The sequence below is a fragment of the Akkermansia sp. 54_46 genome, from assembly GCF_001917295.1.
GTDB classification, from domain to species: domain Bacteria; phylum Verrucomicrobiota; class Verrucomicrobiia; order Verrucomicrobiales; family Akkermansiaceae; genus Akkermansia; species Akkermansia muciniphila.
Genome location: NZ_MNUD01000035.1, coordinates 115,213 through 136,878, shown reverse-complemented (window position 1 = coordinate 136,878; position 21,666 = coordinate 115,213). Strand labels below are relative to the sequence as shown.

At 55.5% G+C, this 21,666-nt stretch carries 14 protein-coding genes; 13 read left to right on the top strand and 1 reads right to left on the bottom strand.

The window, feature by feature from the left end:
* Positions 1–2: 2 nt before the first annotated feature.
* The 12 genes from BHW66_RS09920 to BHW66_RS09865 all read left to right on the top strand — a co-directional run bounded on the left by BHW66_RS09920 (position 3) and on the right by BHW66_RS09865 (position 19,856).
* Positions 3–1,301, top strand: a complete 1,299-nt coding sequence (locus tag BHW66_RS09920; RefSeq protein WP_146023935.1) for a hypothetical protein — start codon at positions 3–5, stop codon at positions 1,299–1,301.
* Positions 1,301–6,484, top strand: coding sequence for a hypothetical protein (locus BHW66_RS09915; protein ID WP_102758683.1), 5,184 nt, complete (start codon positions 1,301–1,303; stop codon positions 6,482–6,484). The genes BHW66_RS09920 and BHW66_RS09915 overlap by 1 nt, the downstream gene beginning before the upstream one ends.
* Complete coding sequence (locus BHW66_RS09910; RefSeq protein ID WP_022198420.1) at positions 6,471–8,102, top strand: hypothetical protein; 1,632 nt, start codon at positions 6,471–6,473, stop codon at positions 8,100–8,102. The genes BHW66_RS09915 and BHW66_RS09910 overlap by 14 nt, the downstream gene beginning before the upstream one ends.
* 116 nt (positions 8,103–8,218) lie before the next feature.
* The gene (locus tag BHW66_RS09905) at positions 8,219–9,082 is read left to right on the top strand and encodes a L,D-transpeptidase family protein (protein ID WP_157738220.1); all 864 of its coding nucleotides are present in this window, start codon (positions 8,219–8,221) and stop codon (positions 9,080–9,082) included.
* 1 nt (position 9,083) lies between these two features.
* The gene (locus BHW66_RS09900) at positions 9,084–9,710 is read left to right on the top strand and encodes a sugar O-acetyltransferase (RefSeq protein ID WP_286689021.1); all 627 of its coding nucleotides are present in this window, start codon (positions 9,084–9,086) and stop codon (positions 9,708–9,710) included.
* A gap of 91 nt (positions 9,711–9,801) precedes the next feature.
* Complete coding sequence (gene rpsO / locus BHW66_RS09895) at positions 9,802–10,056, top strand: 30S ribosomal protein S15 (RefSeq protein WP_022198419.1); 255 nt, start codon at positions 9,802–9,804, stop codon at positions 10,054–10,056.
* Between the two features lie 878 nt (positions 10,057–10,934).
* On the top strand, positions 10,935–13,079 hold the full coding sequence (locus BHW66_RS09890; RefSeq protein WP_012419436.1) for a polyribonucleotide nucleotidyltransferase: 2,145 nt from the start codon (positions 10,935–10,937) through the stop codon (positions 13,077–13,079).
* A gap of 284 nt (positions 13,080–13,363) precedes the next feature.
* Positions 13,364–14,698 (top strand): hemolysin family protein, encoded by a 1,335-nt coding sequence (locus BHW66_RS09885; protein WP_102739050.1) that lies wholly within the window; start codon positions 13,364–13,366, stop codon positions 14,696–14,698.
* Complete coding sequence (locus tag BHW66_RS09880) at positions 14,695–16,020, top strand: hemolysin family protein (protein ID WP_102732341.1); 1,326 nt, start codon at positions 14,695–14,697, stop codon at positions 16,018–16,020. Before BHW66_RS09885 ends, BHW66_RS09880 begins: the two co-directional genes overlap by 4 nt.
* Before the next feature lie 94 nt (positions 16,021–16,114).
* Positions 16,115–18,394, top strand: coding sequence for a tetratricopeptide repeat protein (locus tag BHW66_RS09875; RefSeq protein ID WP_180975836.1), 2,280 nt, complete (start codon positions 16,115–16,117; stop codon positions 18,392–18,394).
* A 67-nt stretch (positions 18,395–18,461) separates the two neighbouring features.
* Positions 18,462–19,154, top strand: a complete 693-nt coding sequence (locus BHW66_RS09870; RefSeq protein ID WP_012419432.1) for a thioredoxin-like domain-containing protein — start codon at positions 18,462–18,464, stop codon at positions 19,152–19,154.
* A 27-nt stretch (positions 19,155–19,181) separates the two neighbouring features.
* The gene (locus BHW66_RS09865) at positions 19,182–19,856 is read left to right on the top strand and encodes a TetR/AcrR family transcriptional regulator (RefSeq protein WP_012419431.1); all 675 of its coding nucleotides are present in this window, start codon (positions 19,182–19,184) and stop codon (positions 19,854–19,856) included.
* Positions 19,857–19,880: 24 nt separating this feature from the next.
* Here the strand turns inward: BHW66_RS09865 and thiE are convergent, their stop codons facing one another.
* A complete protein-coding gene (gene thiE, locus BHW66_RS09860) occupies positions 19,881–20,525 on the bottom strand; it encodes a thiamine phosphate synthase (RefSeq protein ID WP_022198413.1) in 645 nt (214 codons plus the stop codon).
* Between the two features lie 87 nt (positions 20,526–20,612).
* Here thiE and BHW66_RS09855 point away from each other — a divergent pair, with 87 nt between their 5' ends.
* The gene (locus BHW66_RS09855) at positions 20,613–21,659 is read left to right on the top strand and encodes a quinone-dependent dihydroorotate dehydrogenase (RefSeq protein WP_094139941.1); all 1,047 of its coding nucleotides are present in this window, start codon (positions 20,613–20,615) and stop codon (positions 21,657–21,659) included.
* The last annotated feature ends 7 nt before the right edge of the window (positions 21,660–21,666 follow it).

Genomic DNA, 21,666 nt, shown 5'->3' with positions numbered 1-21,666 from the left:
AGATGGCTATACGAATACAGGATTTTGGAATGTTGCATGTGGCTCCGGATTTGTCCGGCGTGATTCCGTTGAATGCTTTTGAAGCACAGGCCGCCGGTGTGCGGGATCTGGCGGCGGGCGTGATGGATGTGTCCGGAGTGGCGGGAACCGCGCTGAAGGAAATGCAGGAGGTGAGGGATGCCGGCCAATGGGCGCAGGCCCGTGACGGGATGTATCGTTTTGAACAGGACGTGATGCGGGAGCTGGAAGCCGGAGGGGATTCGGAACACCTTCAGGAGAGATGGAAGAAGGCGCTGTCAGAACGGCTTCCTTCCTATCTGCCTGCCCGTATGTCCGGCCCGGTTAGGGAGCGCGTGGCCATGGCGAGAGAGAATCTGGAGACTGCCGGGAGCATTTATTTGCAGAAGATGTCCCGTCTGGGGCAGTTGGAGGAGGCGCGCCGGTATTGGGCCGGGGGGGTGGAGTCTGCCGTGGAGCAGGGAGAGGCCGCTCTGGCCGAACGCAGGATTAAGGAGGGCAGCGGAATATTTGTAACGGGAGAGGAGGCTTCCCGCATGGCGGAGGAAGCGCATTCCCGCGCAGCGCTGAACCGGGCGGTGGAGGAGGTCCGCCGTGATCCGGCGGCCGCTGTAAGCATCGTTTCCCGGCAGGAGAAGATGCCGGAAACTCCGGAGGAAAAGAAGGTGGCGGAAGAGGCTGCGGCAGCGTATGGGGAGTTGAAGCGGCGTTATGCGGATGCTCTGGCGGCCACCGTGTCCGGCGGCGGGTTGCTGCGGGATGACGGATTGGCGAATGCTGAAAAGCATGGCTTGATCAGTTCCGAGCAGCTAAGGCGTTATACGGCTTCCCGTGACCGGAGGCAGACGGCGGAATTTTCCGGTATCAGCATTCCGGAGGACGATATGCTGTTGTGCCGCATGACCTCGCTGATTGATGAGGATTGCGGAGGGGAGGAAGATGCTGACGCCCTGATAGAAGTGGCCACTTCAGGTTTGCCTGCCGTTCAGGTGGAAAGGCTTCTCCGGCGACGCGAGGTGATGTTGGGCATACCCCGCGAATTGCGCCGCGCTGCTTCCCGTCGCCTGTCCGCCATGTTCCGGAATGGCGCATGGGGGCCGCCTGAGGATGCCCGTGCGGCAGAGGAATGGAAGCGTGTCCAGACGGAATTGGCAGAGGCGGTGAAGAGGGCCCCGGAGCAGCCGGCTGCGGAGATGGAAAAGGTTTTTGAGAAAGAGAAACGCCTCCAGGATGCCGGCTGGGTGGGGTTTTCAGATATGAATAACGGAAAAGAAGGAAAGTGATGATGGAAGATAATGGAACCAGGGAACAGACAGGGGCGCTCCCGCTGGAAGGGAGTTTTCCGGAAACGGTTCCCGGAACTGTGGGGGAACGCCATATTCGGAAAGAGAACGCAGTGTTTTCCGTACCTTCCGGCATGGAAAAATTCCCGAAACGGGAGTCGGAAAGGGAAGAATATTGGAATAGCGTATTGACGGGGGATGTGATGACCATTCCGCGGGAAGTGAGGCTGAAAGCGGAGGCGATGTATCCGGAAGGGACGGCGGACCGGGAAAGAATTGCCGCGTGCGTCATGCAGTCCTGGGTGGCGGATTCTGGGACGATTCCCCGTGAACGCATCCGGAGGGACTGGAAGAGTATCCGGGAACAGGTGGCGCGGCAGTATGGAGCGTCCGGCAAGTCTGATGACGAATTGTTCGTGGCAGTTTCCATGCACAATCAGGTGCGCCTTTCCCGGAGGGAGGCTTTATTTGAATTATACCAGGAAGAGTATGAACGTACTCTGTCCGGTGGCGGAACGGTTCCTGACGAACGGAGAAGGGAAGCCATTTCCGCATGGCCGGAAGATTTGCAGGCTGTGGCGCGACAATTGAAGGGCAGGGCCGTATCCGATGCTCTGGATGACAGGAACCGTCTGGCGGATGCCGCTGGGATCATCCGCAAGGGATTGGAGGGGCTGGTAGCCAGTGAGGAGCCGGTGAAGGAAGGTTTTCCCGCCGTACAACTGAACCGGAAAGCCGTTGCCGGAGTTCCGGACGTCATACGCGCCGTGGGTTGCCTGGCTTCCCTGGAGGATGGAGACCGTCAGAAGGTGTTCCGCATGATGGCTCCCTATTTGCGTTCCCGCCCCGCCTTTCGGGATGCCCTGGGGGGGGCGCTTAAACGCGGTGCGGCAGAGGTTGCGGAGAATGCGGCCCAGCTGGCCGTAAACGGCGCAGCATGGCTCCTGCCGGAGGGACGGGAAAAGGAGGCGCTGGACAATTATTCCCGGAGTTTTGAAGAACTGAGGAATTTTGCCAGGATGGAGTTTGCCCCGCTGCGTGGGGGAAAGGATTCCCCCTGGTTCCGGGAGATGCTGGTGGACATGGCCCAGCAGGGAGCGTCCACGGCTTTGGCGTTTTGCGGCCCTGCCGGGCTTGGCATGTTGATGGCGGGGGAGACGGGGCGCCATATGGCGGAGGCCCGGAGCATGAACCCGGACGGCGTGTTTGATGCCCAGATGGGGGGAGCTGTCGTCTCCGGCGGGGTGAATACCTTGCTTTCCTTCGGAATGACGAAACTGGGCCAGAAGATGTTGGGGCAGGGAATGCGGGCGTTCCGGGCCATGAGGCCCGCATCAGGGAATCCTGGTGCGTTTTTTCCCGGAATGGGAGCCGTTGCGGCGGATGCCGTGAAGATGGAGGCGGAAAATAAATTGATGGAGTTGACGCCCATGGTCGTTCAGGAAGGCGTGGGAGCTCTTACGAATAAGGCGTCCGGTGTGGACTGGGAGGGATGGAAGGCCAGACAGGCTTCCGCGGATGACCAGTTGAGGGAGGCCGTCATGATGATGCCTTTCCTGCTGATAGGCGCGGGAAAGGTCGCTCTGAACCATTTCCGCCATGCCGGAATGCTGCTTGGAGACGGTTCCCCTCTGAAAGTATTCGGAATTCCGGATGAAACGGTTTCCAGGATTTTGCAGGATAAGGATGTAAACCGTGCCGGGGAATTGTTGCAGAAGTCCCTGCGTAATTCTCCGCTGTGGGGGTCTTTGTACATTTCTAGGAAGGCTTTGGAGTGGTCTCGCGCCCTGGATGAAGCCGGAGAGCCTTTTTTGAAGACGGAACAGGATGTGAGAGATTTTTTGGATTTGCCTTCTCCTGTACGTACAAAGCCTTGGAAGATGCGGGATTTCCCCGAATCGGAAGCGGTGTTGAAAAAGCTTTTTCCTCATCCGGATTATGTTACGGCCAGAACCAAGTGGCTGTTGCGTGCCGGTCTGCCCCGCGTGGGTGAAGCCGCCGCAGCGGACGGGCAGCTTGTTTATGCGGCGGAACCGGCTCCCGGTGTGGAGATGAAGCGAACGCAGGGCCGGCCTTCCGTAGAGGAGGCTCTTTCTTCCTGGTATGAGACTCTGGGCCGTATGGAAGAGGAAGATTTGGGTCTGGTCCGGAACAGGAACGGACGGGAAATCCCATGGCGTTTAAGGAATGCGGAGGAATATGATATTCATGCGGATGCTTTGCGCCGAGCGTTTGTGGCGGACAGGCTGAAGAAGCGCTCCTATCGGCCGTACAGGATGTTGCTGCTGGCTTATCCGGAAGAGGCGGGACGCCGTGCGGGTTTTTCCGGCAGGGACTGGGACGCCGTTACGGAGGATATGGATCTGCGGACACGAGCCAATGTTTATGAAGGAGTGATGGAACGGGTACACGGCGTGCCGCATGAAGAGGCGTCCGGGCATGTGGCTTTTCGTTTATGGAAGTCGTTTTGCCGGGATGAAGGCGCCTGCGGCAGGGCGCGCCGGTGGCTGGAGGAAGGGAGTGCGTTGCTGAATGCTCCGGATTTGTTGTCTGAATCTTTTAATCCGGACGGCCTTCCCTCCGCCCTGGCCAGGATGAGCGGCATGATGGCTTCTCTTGGCGGAGAGGAACGCCATGGGGTAAGCCCTGAGCTGCGGGAGATGAACCGCATGGTATGGGGAACCCAGGCGGATGTGAACAGCCTGTACCACGTACTTCCCAACATGAAGGAATTTGACGTGCATGTGGGGCGCGGCTATACGCCCGTGGAGAGTTACGGGCGGTTGCTGGCCCGGTTTCTGGAGGTGGCGCCGGAGAACGTGGCCCGTTATGCCTCTGTGCTGGATGCTCCGCGGCTGCATGCCGGTCCGGAACAGGTTTCGCCGCGTATTTATCCGGGGACGCGGAAAGCGGTGGAGAGTCTTCTCCTGCTGACCCCGCGCCTGTTCCAGTCCTCACCCGGAGGGGAAGGGGCGGAAAGGCTGTGGAGAGTAAAGTATCCCAATGGAAGGTGGTCGGACTGGCATCCTTCTCGGGAGGCGGCGGAAGCGGACCTGATGGCCAATGTTTCCATGATGTTTTCTGCCGCCTGCTCGGCTAAGAGGGATTTGATCCGTAGCTGGGAATGGCATGCCCATAACGGGCGGCCGGAATGGGATACCAATTATCTGAGGCTGACCACCGGGTTGGAAAACGTGCAGGGGGGGCGGCTCCCCTGCCTGTATGACAGCCTGACGGCCATGGCGGTGGCGGATATGCTGAAAGCTGGTTACGGCGTGCGCGGAGCGGTGGGGTCCGGGGATCGTCTGGAGGTGACGGGCCGGGGGCGCCTTGCCGCTGAAACGCTGATGAGTCGTGATGCCCTGTTGGAGCGCATGAATATTCACGAAAAGTATGTGGGTTCCGTACAGAGGCTGGGCGTGGATGCGGATAATTTGCCCGTTTCCTCAGCCAAGGGGTTGGTAATGCACCGGCTGAGGCTTCATAATACGGCCAATCCCCTGGCTTTGATCGAAGACAAGGCGGAAGTCGTATGGGACCGGCTGATGCGCACGGATCAGCTTTCCCCGGAAGGCGCTTGGGAGATGTTGAAACATTTGGAACGTGTGCCGCGCCGCAGGAAGCTCCCAGGGGAAACGGAACTGATTGAAGAGTTGTCCCAGCTGTCCAAGGAGTATTTTTTTGCCCATCTGGATCATGACACCGTACCGGAAACGGTGGCTTCCTGGGCGCGTTACGGGGCCGCAATGCCTGACAGGGTTCCGGAACCTCTTGAGGAATTGGTGCGCCGGGCCGGATTGCTGAAGAAAACGCTGAGGGAGGATGCGGACACTGCCGAGTTTATGGGAATGCTCCGAGAGACGGTTGGTATGAATGAACGCATACGGGCGGAGCGTGCCTGGGATCCGGCCGGAGGGGAGGTCCGCCTCCCCATGGTGGAGCGGTACTCTCACAGCCTGATGTCCGGACGGCTGTTGTTTACCGTTCCGGATCACGTGAAAGAGGGACTGGTGCGTTCCCTGTCCGCGCTGGACGGATACGCGGGCGGTTCCGTACGCAGGATGGAGCGGCTGGCGGAAAGCCGCATGAGGGAACTGTCCCGGGCGCTTCAGGAGTTCCCCCAGCTGAATTCCTGGCGTCCGGATCCGGAACATCCCGGCCTGTACCTGCATTTGGTGAAAAAGCCGTTCCGGACCGGATTGGGACCTCTGCGCGCGAAGGATGTTTCCCTGGAGGCTTTGGGAGAACATCTTCCGGAACCCATTCTGGAAGCGCCCCTGTATGTGGAAGAAGATTTTTCCGTCAGGCGTGGCGTTCCCGCCCCTGCCGCCTGGCGTAGCCGTCCGGATGTGGTCCGGGCTGTGGAGACGCTGGATGCGGTGAGGCGGGATTTTGCAGGCCGACCGGAAGCTACGGAATCCGGGGTTAGTTGGAAAGGGAAGATTTACCGGATTGATTCCGGAGCGGCTCCCGGGGGGGTGACGTCTGTCTGGAACCGGGAACTCCCGTTGGATGAGGCCATTTCCCTGATTGGTGTTCTGGACCGCAGGCAGGAGGAACTGAGAGGCGGCATGCTTCCCTTTCTTCCTGAGCCGGAGGAAGCGCGCGCGATGTATGCCAACTGCGTGATTTACCGTGACCCGGACGACCCGGGGCATACCGTGCGCCTGATGCCGGGCATTCCGGAAAGTCCCGTACGGCAGGCACGCGCGCCCTACGTGGTACATGCATGGAACGGCGTTTATCTGGACAGCCGGGGAGCGCCTGCGGTGTCCGAACGGGATTCCTATATTCCGCTGGAGTGTTTTACGGGAGCCGGAGAGGAACCTTCCCCGGAAGATTCACGGGCGAGCCGTACCCGGTTCCTGGGTCGGATTTTGGAAACGCTGGGGGATGCGGATGCTCAGGAACGATGGTGGTGGAACAGAAGACAGGCTGTGGGATGCTTCATGGAGGATGTAATCAGGATGTATGAAGAACTGGGCGTACGTGAGAGTTATTTGAAAGGAAAACTTGATCTGCTTGATCCCGTGATGGTGCAGGCACTCCGGTTCGTTTCCCACGTGCTGAACGATCCACTGGCATACCGCCTTCCCCTGGACAAGGGGACGGAGGCCCAGAAGGGGATGACCAGGGAAGGAGCCCTGTTGAAAGAATTAATAGAGGAGTATGGAAAATTCTAATCATTTGACGGAATCATGGAGCCTGTCGTGGCAGTCCGTCCTGTCCAGCCAGCTTTGGAGGCTGGAACACCTGTACTGGATAGAAAATAAAGCCGGTCAGCTCCAGCGTTTTTCCCTGAACAGGGCGCAGCGGCGGCTGCATGAGCGGCTGTGGTACAGGAATGACATCCTGAAGGCGCGCCAGTTGGGCATTTCTACGTATGTGGCCATGTTGATGCTGGATATGAGCCTGTTCCGGTCCAATTTTCATTGCGGAATCATTGATAAAAGCCTGCCGGACGCCCAGCAGAAACTGGCCAAGCTGCATTTTGCCTGGGACCATCTGGATTACGTGCCGCCCAACCCCTCTGCGATGGATGTGGCCCTGGCCCGGCTGGGAGAGAGAATCAAGAGCCTGTCCGGCGTGGAAAAAAAGGGGGAATGGCAACCCCGTACGTTGGCGCGCAGCCGCCTGGCTTTCTCCAATGGGAGCGATGTGCGGGTGGGGACTAATCTGCGAGGGGGAACCATGCAGTTTCTCCATGTTTCCGAGCTGGCGTATGTTTCCGTGCATGCTCCGTGGAGAGCCAGGGAAATCCGTACGGGGGCAATCAATACAGTTCCCCCCGGAGGTTTTATTCTGAAGGAAAGCACTCATGAGGGCGGACGGTACGGAGTGAATTATGAACTGACGCGCCAGGCCATGGAAAACATGGGCAAAAGCGAGCTTTCCCCCTTGGATTTCAGATTCTTTTTTTTCAGCTGGTTTGACCAGGATGAGTACACTTTGCCGGGGCGCGGCAGATGGAGCAGGGAACTGGATGAGTATTTCCTTTCTCTGGAACGGGAGACCGGAGTGGTTCTGGATGCGGGGCAGAAGAGATGGTATGCCCGGATGGCCCGGGTGATGGGCGCCTCCATGAAGCAGGAGTATCCGGGAACGCCGCAGGAGGCTTTTGCTACAGGGGAAGAAGGCAGTATTTACGGCAGCCGTATCATGGCCCTGCGGGAGCGGGGGCGGGTAGGGGTGGAGTTTGAGGCTGATCCGGACGCTCCCACTTTCACGGCATGGGATCTGGGGCTGAGTGACCATACGGCCATTTGGCTTGTGCAGATCATGGGAGACAGTTTCCACTGGCTGGACCATTATGCCGCCAGCCAGCAGCCCCTGGCCCATTACGTTGAAAAAATGAAGGACTGGGAGAAAAATCATGGTGTGGCGGTAACATTCCATCTTTTGCCTCATGATGCTGCACGGAGGGATGCGCACGGCATTTCTTATGTGGAGAATATGGGGAGGCTGGGATTGGTGAATGTGCGCGTCGTCCCCAGAACCACGGATGTCTGGCGTGGCATTAATACGCTGAGGGAATTGCTGGAGCGCAGTTTTTTCCATGCCCGCACCCAGGAAAAGGCGCGAGGCTTCTGTGGGGAAGAGGAGCCGGGAGGCGTGGAGCATCTGGAGTTGTACAGGTCCAGGCCTCCCGGCGTAGGCGGAGCCATTGCGGAAAGCCCCGTGCATGACGGGCATTCCCATACGGCGGATGCCGCACGAACCTTTGCGGAGGCTTGGTCCCATGGCCTGCTCCACGGAACCGGGAACGGCCGGGAGCGCGGCAGGCGCGCCCGGATGTGGTAACAGAGGGCAGGAGTAAAGGAAAAGAGATTTTTTTGATTGATAGTTGACAGTTTTGTCAAAAAGCGGTTCTTTTTTCCGGCCTCCAGCTGTCTAACGCAGTGATGCGACTTATTGAGATGAAATTATCCCTTTTCCATCCGTTGGTTTCCTGCCTGTGTGTTCCGTTTTTGTTTTCGTCCTGCGGTACCACGGGAAGGGAGCTTTCCCCTGTCCCCTCTTCCCATATTCCGGTAGAAGAAATGACGGGGTATTTTGAAGAAACGGGAACTATTCCGGGGCACCTGCTCAAGTGGGAAGATGATCCGTCGCTGCCCGGAAAGCTGCTGGTCGTAGTGGATAAGAAAAAGCAGATGATGTATATCTACCGGGGGACGCACCGCATTGCGTATGCCCCCATCAGTTCCGGAAGAAGTTCCGGCATGACGCCCTCCGGCTACTTCCTCATTGCTTCCAAGGAGGAAGACCATCATTCCTATTACGGTGCGTTTATTAACGCTGACGGAGAATTGCGGGATGGGGATATACGAAGGGATTCCCCCCGTCCCGGCGAGAGGTTTGAACCTGCCAAGATGCCCTATTTCATGAGAGTGAACGGGGCTGTAGGAATTCATGAAGGGTACTTGCCCGGTCATCCATCCTCCCATGGATGTATCCGTGTTCCCCACTTGATTGCGAAAAATCTCTTTGAAATAGCTCCCGTAGGAACCCGTGTGGTTGTCAGGGATGGAAACTGGAATATTCACGAGCTTCAACAAAAGCCGTCCGGAATGTTCCGGACGGTGCACAAGCCTGCTGCCCCGGTGGCTGGCGCAAATTCAGCTTCCTCTGGAAAGAAGGAACTTGTAAAATCGGAAACGTCCGTAAAAAAAGATGCCGCCGCCATGCCGTCTGTTGGAGAACAGAAAAACGGGCAGCTGCCTTTTTCTGAGGCGGACGCTGTGACCCCCTCTTCATCCAATGGCCTCGAAGGACTGGAATAACATGCTGTCCGGGCGTTTATATCATGCCCAGGATTCTGAATTGGCTGCCGCCCGGCTCAGGGCGCGCCGGCTTGTTTTCCGCTATAACCAGTCCGCTCCGGAAAATGAAAGCCTGCGCCGGGAATTGGCCCGGGAGCTTTTCGGCCAAATGGGAGAGGGGTGTTATCTGGAACCTCCGCTGCGTTGTGATTACGGCTCCAATATACGGCTGGGGGACCGCGTGTATGCCAATTTCAACCTCGTGGTGCTGGACTGCGCTGCCGTTACCATCGGCAATGACGTGCTGATAGGTCCCAATGTGGGCATTTATACTGCCGGGCATCCCGTAGACCCGGGGCTGAGACGGCAGGGGCTGGAATTTGCTCTGCCCATTACCATTGAGGATGGAGTATGGATAGGCGGTCATGCGGTGATTGCCCCGGGTGTGCGTATTGGGAGAAATTCCGTGATAGGCGCGGGCAGCGTGGTGACGAAGGACATCCCCGCCAATGTAGTGGCCGTGGGTAATCCCTGCCGTGTGGTTCGCTCCGTGACGGAAAAGGACCGCGAAGTCTGGGACACCGGGGAAAATGGAGAGGGGCCGCTTTCCCAGGACCGAAGGCAAATTCCCCGGGATGACGAAATTTGAATTGCTTTTGGGGCTGGATGATGCATAGTTGGCGCCCTCACAGTGTCGATTAGCCGCTGCCACGAGCTAAATACATTCAAGGAAAACACTTATGAGTAACGAAATCAATTTGCAGGAATTCAAGATGCATGAAAAGGATTCCGGTAGCTCCAGCTACCAGATTGCCCGCCTGACCCAGCGCATCGCCCACCTGACCGAACACCTGAGCACGAATAAACATGATGTTTCTTCCCGCCGCGGGTTGTTGAAGATGGTGGCTCTGCGCCGCAAGCTTCTTGATTACGTCAAGCGTGAAGATCTGGCCCAGTACCAGAGTCTGATCCAGCGCCTTGGCCTTCGCCGCTAAAAGGCGGAGCATATTCCCGTTTGATTCGGCCGTTGCGGTTTTCCGCAGCGGCCGTTGTTTTTATGGGAGGGGCTGGCGTGGTAGCGTTGTCATGGAAAGGGGGGCATGGCGGGTAACTGTGGATTTGTGTTTTGGTCAGGAGAGGTTGAAAGGCCTGTCTTTTTGTGAAAGAAGATATTCTGGAGTGTGGAGATTGTTTTTGTTGGCATGATTGCCCCTTTATTCCTGCGTGAATGTTTGATGGGGACGGAAAGTCCGGTATTGCGGGTATGATGTAGCCGCGCAAAGAATGATATTGTTGAAAAAGCAGTGGGCGGCTGTTATGGGTGTCAGGCAGAAATACTCAGTCCGTCCTTTAAGTTCTGCATTTCCGCTTCTGTGAAGAAGGGAAGGCGGACGTTTCCGGATATTTTGCTTGGAGAAATGCATTTTAATCAGGAATGCGAAGAATATTGAATGGATGAAGGTGAGATGGGAAAAATACCTTTTCTCCCGATGCGGGTGGATATTTAAAGCCCTGGAGGGAAATGGACTGCTATGGTTATCAAACTATTTGCTTGCATTATCCTTGACAGGGATTATGCTTTCATTCGACGTTCGGGGATTCGTTTCCCGAAACGTTTCTGTCGGGCATGCCTTGAGAAATTTTCGGATTTTCACAGGCTGTCAAGCCGGTAAGACTGGGCCGGAGCGTTTGATCCATCTGGGATGCGCGTCCTGCCGCGTGGACAGTATTCCCCCTCTGTTTCTGGGAAAGGACTGTTGCGGATAACATCTTCCTGAGGCACTGCCCGTACCTGACGCCATTCAGGCTTCCCGCCCGGAGCCGGCCTGGATGGGCTGATGAGGCTGCGGGTGATTGAAAGACAAAAAATATAATGAGCATACATTCAGTTGAATGCAACGTTGGTACGAATCCTATCACGATTGAAACCGGCAAGATGGCCCGTTTGGCGGACGGCGCTGTTGTTGTCCGCAGCGGCGATACCGTCGTTCTTGTGACCGTGGTAAGCGCCACCAAAGTCAAGGAAGGACAAACCTTCTTCCCCCTGTCCGTGGAGTACAAGGAAAAGGCCGCTGCGGCGGGTATGTTCCCCGGCGGCTATTTCAAACGCGAAGGGCGTCCCACGGAAAAGGAAATCCTGACGTGCCGCATGACGGACCGCCCCCTGCGCCCGATGTTCCCCAAGGGCTACTTCTACGATACGCAGGTAATTACGCTTCTGCTCTCCGCCGATGGTGAAAACGAACCGGACATCCTGAGCATTAACGGCGCTTCCGCCGCCTGTGTCGTTTCCGATCTTCCCTTTGCCGAACCCGTAGGGGCTGTGCGTGTGGGCCGTATTGACGGACAGTTCGTTATCAATCCGACCAACTCCCAGCGTGAACATAGTCAGCTGGATCTGGTATTTGCCGGCACGAAGGATCAGGTCATCATGATTGAAGGTTCCGCTAATGAACTGCCGGAAGAAGATTTTATCGCCGCTTTGCGTGTTGCCCAGGAGAACGTGAAGGTCATTTGCGAAAAGCAGGAAGAGCTCCGTGCCGTTTGCGGTAAGGAGAAGCGAGCTTATGAACTTTGCCTTGCCAAGCCGGAATTGCTGGAAATCGGTTATGAAATTGCCGGCGATCGTATTGAGGAAGCCATTTACGCCCCTTCCAAGGTGGAGCGTCAGAAAAAAGTGGGAGCCCTGCGTGACGAAGTGGAGGCCGCCATCAAGGAACGCCATCCGGAAGCTACTGACTTTGATGTGGAACAGGTTTTTGAATATATTCAGAAAAAGGCTTTCCGCATCTCCATCATGGAAAAGGACAAGCGGGCCGATGGCCGGGCTCTCAAGCAGCTGCGCCCTCTGACTGCGGAAGTCAATGTGCTGCCTCCTGTGGTGCACGGTTCCGCGATGTTCGCCCGCGGTGAAACGATGTCCCTTTGCCTGGCGACGCTCGCTCCGATGGAAGAACGTCAGTACATGGACAATTACACGGGCAGCGTGAATGAAAAGCGTTTCATCCTGCACTATAATTTCCCGCCTTTCTCTGTGGGAGACACCGGTCGTTTCGGCGGTCAGAACCGCCGGGAAATCGGCCACGGCGCTTTGGCGGAACGTTCCATCGCTCCGGTCGTGCCTGGCGAACAGGAATTCCCGTACGCCATTCGCGTCTCTTCTGAAATCATGGAATCCAACGGTTCCACCTCCATGGCTTCCGTCTGTGCGGGCACGATGTCTCTGCTGGCGGCCGGCGTGCCCCTCAAGCGCCCTGTGGCGGGTATTTCCGTGGGCCTGGTGACGGAACAGAATGACCAGCATGAAATCACCTCTTACAAAACTCTGCTGGATATCATCGGTTCCGAAGACTTTTACGGTGATATGGACTTCAAACTTTGCGGCACGTCGGAAGGCGTGACAGGCTACCAGCTGGACCTCAAGCTGCCCGGCATTCCCCTCTCCATATTGGAGGAAGCCATTCACGTGGCGAAAGCCGGCCGCACGGATGTTCTGAAGGTCATGAATGAAGCCATTGCAGCTCCGGCCCAGATGAGCCCGAATGCTCCCCGTATTGAGACCACCAAAATTCCCGCCGACCGCATTGGCGAACTGATCGGCCCCGGCGGCAAGAATATTAAGGCTATTCAGGCCGAATCCGGCGCCGATATCAATATCGAGGAAGATGGCACCGTGCATATTTACGCCGCCAAGCAGGAAGGCCTGGACCGTGCTCTGGAATTGGTCACGCGCATGTTCAAGACCATTGAAATCGGGGAACTGTACACCGGTAAGATTGTTTCCACGACCACCTTTGGAGCGTTTATGGAAGTGCTGCCCGGCAAGGATGGCCTGATTCATATCTCCGAACTGGCCGAAGGCCGCACCGCCAAGACGGAGGACGTCGTGAGCGTTGGAGACGTGGTGACCGCCAAGTGCATCGGTATTGACGACAAGGGACGCGTGAAAATGTCCATACGTGCCGCTTTGCGCGATGCCAAGGCTGCCGAAGCAGAAGCCGCCGGCATTACGGAATAACGTTTTTCGTTGAGCCTTTAAATTCTCAGCCCCGTTTCCGGTTATTCCGGGAACGGGGCTTTTCGATTGCTGGAAAGATGTTTTGCAGTTGGTTCAACTGCTTGCGAGATCAGACGGAATTTTTTCTGCCTGTACCGGAAGGAGAAAGTTTGGAATGCTGGAAAGGGACGGGAGGAATGGAGCTCTTTCCGCATGGCAGATTTTTTTGTTTCCCGTTCTTGACAGGATTTTTTCGGTTCCTATGATGCGGATGCCCGTTGCGTTTTACGGACACCCCTGCATACATGATTCTTTTTGTCACTTTCGTTATTCTTTTTCTGATTCTGGTCAACGCCTTTTATGTTGCAGCAGAATTCGCCGCAGTGAGCGTACGCCGCAACATGATCCGGGAAATGGCGGAGAACGGCAGCAGGGTGGCTGTTCATCTGCTTAAGATTTTGGAAAATACAAAAGAGCTGGACCGCTACATCGCGGCCTGCCAGTTTGGCATTACCATTTCCAGCCTGGTTCTGGGCGCATACGGACAGGTTGAACTGGCCGCCTATCTGTTCCCTCTTTTTGAGCGGTTTGGTGGGATGGACTCCGTAATGGCCAATTCTGCAGCTGCTCTTGTTGTGCTGATAGGCTTGACGGTTTTTCAGGTAATTCTTGGAGAATTGATGCCCAAATCCCTGGCTCTTCAGTTTCCCAAGCAGGCGGCCTTGTATACTTATTATCCCATGCGCTGGACGCTGGCTTTCTTCGCATGGTTCATTGACTTTCTTAATGGAAGCGGTTTGTTGCTTCTTAAACTGTTCCGGCTCCCACCCGGCGGCCATCAGCACATCCACTCCCAGCAGGAGATTAATATGCTGCTGGATGAAAGCCACCAGGGCGGGATGTTGGAAGAAGATGAGCATGAACGGCTGCACAGCGCTTTGTCCCTGGCGGAACGCACGGTGGAACAAATTATGATTCCCCGTTTTCAGCTTGTTTGCCTGGATGTGGATGCCACACAGGAAGATATTTTGAATATGATCGCAGATAGGCCTCATACCCATATTCCCGTGTATGAAGGGAACCGTGAATCCGTTATTGGCATGCTGCATATTAAAGATATGGTAGCCGCTTATGCGGAAAAGGGAATTCTGCCTCCTCTCCGTTCCATGCTGAGGCAGGTGCCATGCGTGATGGAAATGCAGACGGTAGAGATGCTGATGGCCCGTTTGCGGGAAGACAGGGCCAAGGAAGCCTTTGTTCTGGATGAATACGGCAAGTTTGTGGGGCTGGTGACGCTGGAACGTCTGCTGGGAGAAATGGTGGGAGATATAGATGAGGAATTCATCCGCTCCGGGGAAAAGGTGGAAAACCTTCCGGATGGTTCCGTGCGCATCCCCGGCATGATGCGTGCCCATAAGGCGGAATGTCTGGTACCCTTTTTGATGAATGGCGCCACTACTGTGGGCGGCTGCGTGATCAAGCATATGTCCTGCATCCCGAAGGATGGGGACCGCCTGATTATCGCCGGACGCGTGCTGGTGGTGGAAAAGATGGACCATAACCGTGTTTCCTCTATCCTGCTGCTGCCTCCGGAGAGAAAGGAAAATGAATTTGCCATGGAAAGCGGGGTGGATGCATGATGACGGTTTTCATTATTCTGTTGCTGATTGTGCTGAACGGCCTGTTTGTGGCTGCAGAATTTGCGTTGCTTGGCGCTCCGCGTGCGGCATTGGAGCAGATGGGTGTGTCCGGCAACATGGTGGCGCGCCGCGTTTCCCAGATATTGAAAACGCCCCGGTTACAGGACCGCTACATTGCTACGGCGCAGCTTGGCGTCACGTTCGCCAGTCTGGGGCTGGGTATGTACGGAGAGCATGCGGTAGCCGGATGGCTCCATGAATGGTTGGCGCAGTACGGCTGGGCTTACTGGCTGGTGGCTCATGGCGCAGCCAGCATCCTGTCCGTGGCGGTGCTGACGTACCTGCATATTGTTCTTGGGGAAATGGTGCCCAAGGCGCTTTCCCTACAGTACGCCACAAAGCTTTGCCTCATCATTGCGATGCCCATGTACGTGATCCAGCTCTGCCTGTATCCGTTGGTAGTGGGTATGAATGCCCTGGGTAATTTCTTTCTGGGGTTGCTGGGTGTGGACCGTAATGAATCCAAGTCCCACTACCATTCTGCGGAAGAACTCCAGTATATTATTGAAGAGAGCCATGAGAATGGGGCGTTGCCGCAGGAATCCGGCCGCATCATGGACGGCTTGTTTGACCTGGATGATCTGTATGTACACCAGGTCATGACTCCGCGCGTCAGGATAGATGCCATTCCAGAAGGGGCGGAACATGAGCAGATACGAGAAATTGTGCGTCGCACCCGCCGTACGCGTTACCCTGTCTACCGCGGTGATCTGGACCATGTGGTGGGCATGGTGCATGCCCGCGACCTGTTCCGTATCATGTCCCGCAGAAAGGCTCTGACTCCTGAATACATTCATGCCATACCCAAGGTTCCCAAAACGGTGAAGTTTGACAATGTGGTGGAAATCATGAGGAAGGACAATGTGCGCCTTGCCATTATTCTGGATGAGCACGGGGGGACTTCCGGACTTTTGACCCTGACGGATGTTTTTTCCGAAGTAATGGGCTGGGACCGCGGCCGCATTAAAGTACTGACGGAGTTGCCTAGGGATGCGGTGGGCTTCTCCTGTGACGTATCCGGTCTGGCACGCATTGAGGAATTGGGGGAGGCCATGGATATGGATTTGGAGGACGGGGAAATAGACACCGTAGGGGGCCTGATTCTTAATTTGCTGGAAGCTCCTGCGGAGGAAGGAGATACTGTCGGCTATAGAGGGCTGGAATTCAAGGTGACCCGGACGGAGAATGGCGGTGTGGAGCGCTGTACCGTGACTCGGATTACTCCCCTGATGCGGGAGGAGGTCCTGGAAGAGGAGGAATAATCTGCCGTTTACGTACTGGGCATGTCAAGGACTATGCTACCTGATGTAAAAGTTCCTTGGTGGAGCGCGTATGATATGGCAGAATATTTCCGCCATGCCCGCCCCTGAATCTGCTGATGCCCCTGTGAACCGCCCTTCCATGAAGAAGTGGGTGGTTCTCCTCGTTGTTCTTGGGGCTTTGATCGGACTGGGCACAATGATGAAGGCTTGGATGGACAGACGTTTTGGAGCGACGGCGCAGCCGGTTGTTTTTTCAGGAGGCAGTGAGCACTGGGACCAGAATGAGGTACCTATTTCCATGCAGTGCGGAGCATGTCATGAAAAGGAATTCCGTCAGTGGGCCGGTTCAGACCATGCCTGGGCATTTCGCAAACTGGGAGATCAATGGGAGTCTGAAGCGTTCCATAATATGAAGCTGGACGCCCATGGCAGCATTCTCCAATTCTCTACGAATGGTCACGGGCGCATGGTCCGTGACGGTCAGTCTTCAACCTCCTGGCGCGCGGAATGGGCCACAGGGAGAATTCCCCTGGTGCAGTATCTGGTTCCTGCCAAGGACGGCGGTTTTCATACCTTGAGCGCTGCATGGGACGTGAACCGCAAAGAATGGTTTGATATTTTCGGCAAGGAGTCCCGCCAGCCGGGAGACTGGGGGCACTGGACAGGACGAGGCATGAATTGGAACACGCAGTGCGCGTGGTGCCACATGTCTTTGTTCCATAAGAATTATGATCCTGTTAAAGATCGGTATGCTTCTACCTGGACGGAACCCGGAGTGACTTGCATTCAATGCCACGGCCCCCTGCTGGACAAGCCGGAGGCGGGGACGGGTTGCATGATTTCCACCAGGAACAAGCTAACGCCACAGCAGATTCATGATAACTGCGCTTCCTGCCATGCCCGGAGGGATGAATTTGATCATGATTTTGCCGTAGGTGACCGCTTTGACAATCATTTCCAACTGGTGCTTCCCGTGCAGCCCGGCGTTTTCTGGCCCAATGGCATGCAAAGGGATGAGGATTATTGCGAGACTGGTCTGAGGTTAAGCCGTATGGGCAAGGCGGGAGTGACCTGTTTGGACTGTCATGATCCGCATACGGGAACACTGAAGCTTCCTCAAGAAGATAATACGCTCTGCTTGAGGTGTCACGGTACTGGAGAAGCGGTAAACGGCGTAAAAGCTCCCGTTATTGACATGGCTACGCATACGCCATGTCCTCAGTCCAGCATGGGTGCCCGGTGTGTGGAATGCCATATGCCGGAAAGCCTGTATATGGCTCGGGACCCCCGCAGGGATCATTCTTTCAATTCTCCTGATCCTTTGCTGAGCGTAGAGTTGGGGATTCCGAATGCCTGTACCATGTGCCACGAGGAAAAAAGCAATGAATGGGCTGCGGAGGCGGTAAAGAAATATTACGGAGCTAAACCCAAAATGGCGCAGTACAGGGAACGGACCAGGGCCGTTCAGCATGCCTACGAAGGAAAGGAAGATGTTTTGCCTCTGCTTATGGAATGTTTTAAGAGGGAGGAAGTGGGTGCATGGCGCGCTACGTTATTGGATTTGATGGATGCATGGGCTCATGAACCCGCCGTCCAGGAAGTGGCCGCGGCGGCGGTTAAGGACCCGGATCCTCTGACGCGAGCCGCCGCCGCCAAAGTGATGGGGCGAGTGGGTAATCCTGCTGCGGGCAAACTTCTTAATGATCCGTTCAGGGTCGTGCGCTTGCAGGCGGAATGGGCTCTCCGGGATTCCCTGCCTCCGGACAGTCCGGGAATGAAGGAGCTTACTGCTGCCGCTTTGCATCAGGCGGACCAGCCTTCCGGAGCTATGAAGCTGGCCCAGATAGCCATTAGCCGTAAGGATGTGAAAACTGCGGAATTGTGGTTTTCCAAAGCTTTGAAATGGGATGCCACTTCATCCGTGGTGCACCGTGATTATGCCGTTTTCCTGGCTTCTCAAGGCCGCAGCCGGGAGGCGGTGGATCAGATGCAAGAGGCTGTACGCCTGGCTCCCAGGGATGCCAATCTGTGGTATCTCCTGGGACTGGGCCAGATTGAAAATAATGATGAGTCGGGAGCTTTGGAATCCTTTAACGAAGCTTTAAAAATAGAGCCTTCCTTTATTCGTGCTTTGTTTAACCGTGCTCTGTTGAATGAAAAAGTGGGCCGGCTGGAGCAGGCTTTGCAGGATTTGGAAAACTGTTCTTCCCTGGAAAAGGGAAATGCGGATATTCCTTTCACTCTTGCGGTGATGCTTTACCGCAATGGGCGGTACCGTGAGGCCGCTGCCGCTGCCGCGGAAGCCCTGCGCCGCGACCCGGGACATGCCCGGGCCAGGCAAATTTTGGAATCAGCTTCTCGACATGGAAGATAAGAAATAGTATATTAGCATTATGTGTATGAAATTTTCATCTTGGTGTATCTTATTGGCATCCACATTCATGATGGGGTCCTCTCTCTGTTGGGCGGATTCTTCCGGAGTAGCGGATGATCCTTCCCTCCGCACCTGGACTAATAAAAATACGGGCAGTACGGTGGAAGCCCGTCCAGTAGCCCTGAATATGAAGACCGTCAAATTGGTGACGACGGCTAAAAAGCCCATTACGATGCCGCTGGAAAAGCTTTCCGATGAAGATCGCGCATGGCTGGAGGAACACAAGGAAGTTATCGGCAAGCCTATTGCAGAATGGTCGTCCATGCCGTCCGGCCCTGTGGCGGAGGAGATGAAGGGAAAGACTTACATGCTTGAAAACGGCAAACTTAAAAAGAGGGACGGGAAATTGAATCCCAAGCATTTCATTTTGTATTTCAGTGCAAGCTGGTGCGGTCCTTGCTGCCGGAATGCGCCTCACAGCGTGGAGGCCTATAACAGGGTGGTAAAGGATAATCCGGATGTGGAAGTAATCATGTGCAATCTGGACCAGAACCTGGATGCCGCCCAAAAATGGGCTGCTGCCAATAACATGCCATGGCCTATCCTGTTGAAAGAGGATTTGACGGAGCTTGCCAAGAAGGTGGCTCCACGCGGTATCCCTACCATGATTCTGGTGGACAAGGACGGCAAGCCTATTCAGTCCTCCCAAAACATGGAACAGTTGGTAAAAGCCATCGGCTCAAGCCGTTCTTCCCGCTAGGCGGCGCATTGTCTGATTGTTTAGGAGATGTCTTCTACCCGCAAATCCCAGTCCGACCGTTCTGCGGAAACCAGCGGCAAAATCCTCCGTGCTGCACAGAAGCTTTTTGCCCTCAGGGGATTTAATGGCGTGACCATGAGGGCGGTCGCTTCTGAAGCAGGAGTTAATCTGGCTTCTATCGTTTACTATTTTGAGAATAAGGAGGGACTGTATCTGGCTGTTTACAGACAATATGCGGAACCTCTGATGAAAGCGCGCATGAAGATGCTGAAAGAGGCGGATCTTCATCCGTCCCTGAGGGCGTATGCCCGTGCATTTATAGAACCTGCTTTTCGGCTATTTCTGGATGAGAGCCTGGGAGGGCCGGATCATGTCCGTTTATTGTGGCGTTTGCCGCAGGAGCCGGAATATCTTGGAAGAAAAATCTATGATGAATTTTATGCTCCATCTATCCAGGAGATGATAGCAAGAATTCGGAGATTCTGTCCGTGGGATGATGAGCTTTCCTTATCTTGGCATGCGCATATCATGAGTTCCATCTTCCATGCTACGTTGGGGAAATATGTCGCGTGCATGGATCTTCAAGAAAAGGAACCGTGGATGAAGGATCAGGAGCACATTTTGCAGATGATTGTGAATACCGCCGTTTTTCTGATCTCCCGTCCGGCTCTGTCTCCGGAGGAAGAGGAAAGGCAGGGATAACATGGATGGGGTGCGCGTTTTTCGTTACGCTTCTCCCAGTTCTTTTCTGAGAGTTCTGACTGTTCCCGTGATGTCGGGGTGTGTAAGCAGCCAGGAAACGATGACTACCCTATTTGCCCCCGTCTCCAGTACGGAGAGCAGTGTGTTCCCATTGATGCCGCCGATACAGAAGACAGGGAAATTTTCCGGTAGCTGTTGCTGTACGCTTGCGATGTCTTCCAGGCCAATGGCCTGTCTTCCCGGTTTGGTACCCGTGGGGAACAAGGGCCCAAACCCGATATAGTCCGCCTGCTCTCCACATGCACCCAGGGCCTGTTCAGGACTATGCGTGGACCGTCCTATAACGGCATCCTTTCCCAGCAGCCCCCTTACGGATGCCAAGTCTCCGTCATCCTGTCCCAGATGGACGCCGTCTGCGCCGATGTTCAGGGCAATTTCAGGATAATCGTTGATGATGAAAAGACAGCCGTATTTACGGCACAGGGGGGCAAGCTGGCGCCCCATATTTTCAATGTGTTCCGGGTTATGGTTTTTTGCCCTTAGCTGGAGAATGCGCAGGCCGCCTGCCAATAGTTTTTCTGTTACAGGGAGTAGTTGATGTTCAGCTGTATATCCCATATCTACAATACCGTACAGACGGCAGGATGAGAGGCATTCCTTCCTGTTCATGGCAAGGGATTGTACCGGATAAAATCATCCCGGCAAGACGCTTCCCATTCTTGACCCTAAAAGAGGGTGTGATACACTCCCCGCATTGTGTCACCCGCCTTATATTCCGCCGCTAAAAGTGTATTATTCCAAATGAATCCGGAAACTGCCCACAAGGTGACCTTGTGGGGGTTGCGCCTGGCAGAAAAAATGCGTGTACTGCCTCTAGTAATGGGGGAAGTTCCTTCTGATCCTGTGGAAATCCTGGGGATGAAATTCCCCAACCGGGTGGGACTTGCCGCCGGAATGGACAAGGAAGCGGATACGGTAAGCGCTTTTGGCCAGGCCGGATTCGGTTTTGTGGAAGTGGGTACGCTGACGCCCCGGCCGCAACCGGGCAATGAAAAGCCCCGCCTGTTCCGGCTGATTCCCCAGAAAGCTATTATCAACCGGATGGGATTTAACAATGAAGGTATTGCCGCCGGAGTGGAAAACATTCGTTCCGCCACTCGTTTTCACGGTGTTCTGGGTGTCAATATTGGGAAAAATAAAATAACTCCCAATGAGGATGCCGCCCAGGATTACCTTACTTGTCTGCGTGCGGCCTGGCCTGTGGCGGATTATATAGCCATTAATTTCTCTTCTCCCAATACGCCAGGCCTGCGCGACCTTCAGGCGGCGGAACCCGCTGCCCGTCTGCTGGCTTCCCTGAAATCGGAGCAATCCAACCTGGCTGCGGAAACGGGTCGCCATGTGCCCATTTTTATGAAAGTGGCTCCTGATGTGACAGATGAGCATATTGCGGAGCTCAGCCGCGTTTTTCTGGATGAGGGACTGGATGGTCTTATTGCTACGAATACGACTCTTTCCCGCGTCGGGGTAGAGGCCAATCCTCGGCATGAAGAAGCAGGCGGCCTGTCCGGCGCTCCTCTGACGGAACGGTCCACGGAAGTTATTGGAGCTTTTGCTTCCGAATTGAAAGGACGTATTCCGATCATTGGCGTTGGAGGCATTATGAACGGGGCGGATGCCGTCGCCAAAATCAAGGCTGGAGCCAGCCTGGTGCAGCTTTATACCGGCTTCGTTTATCGCGGCCCGGACCTTATCCGGGAATGCGTGGAAGCCATGAAGGCCGAATGCCCTGTTCACCGCTGATTTCCTT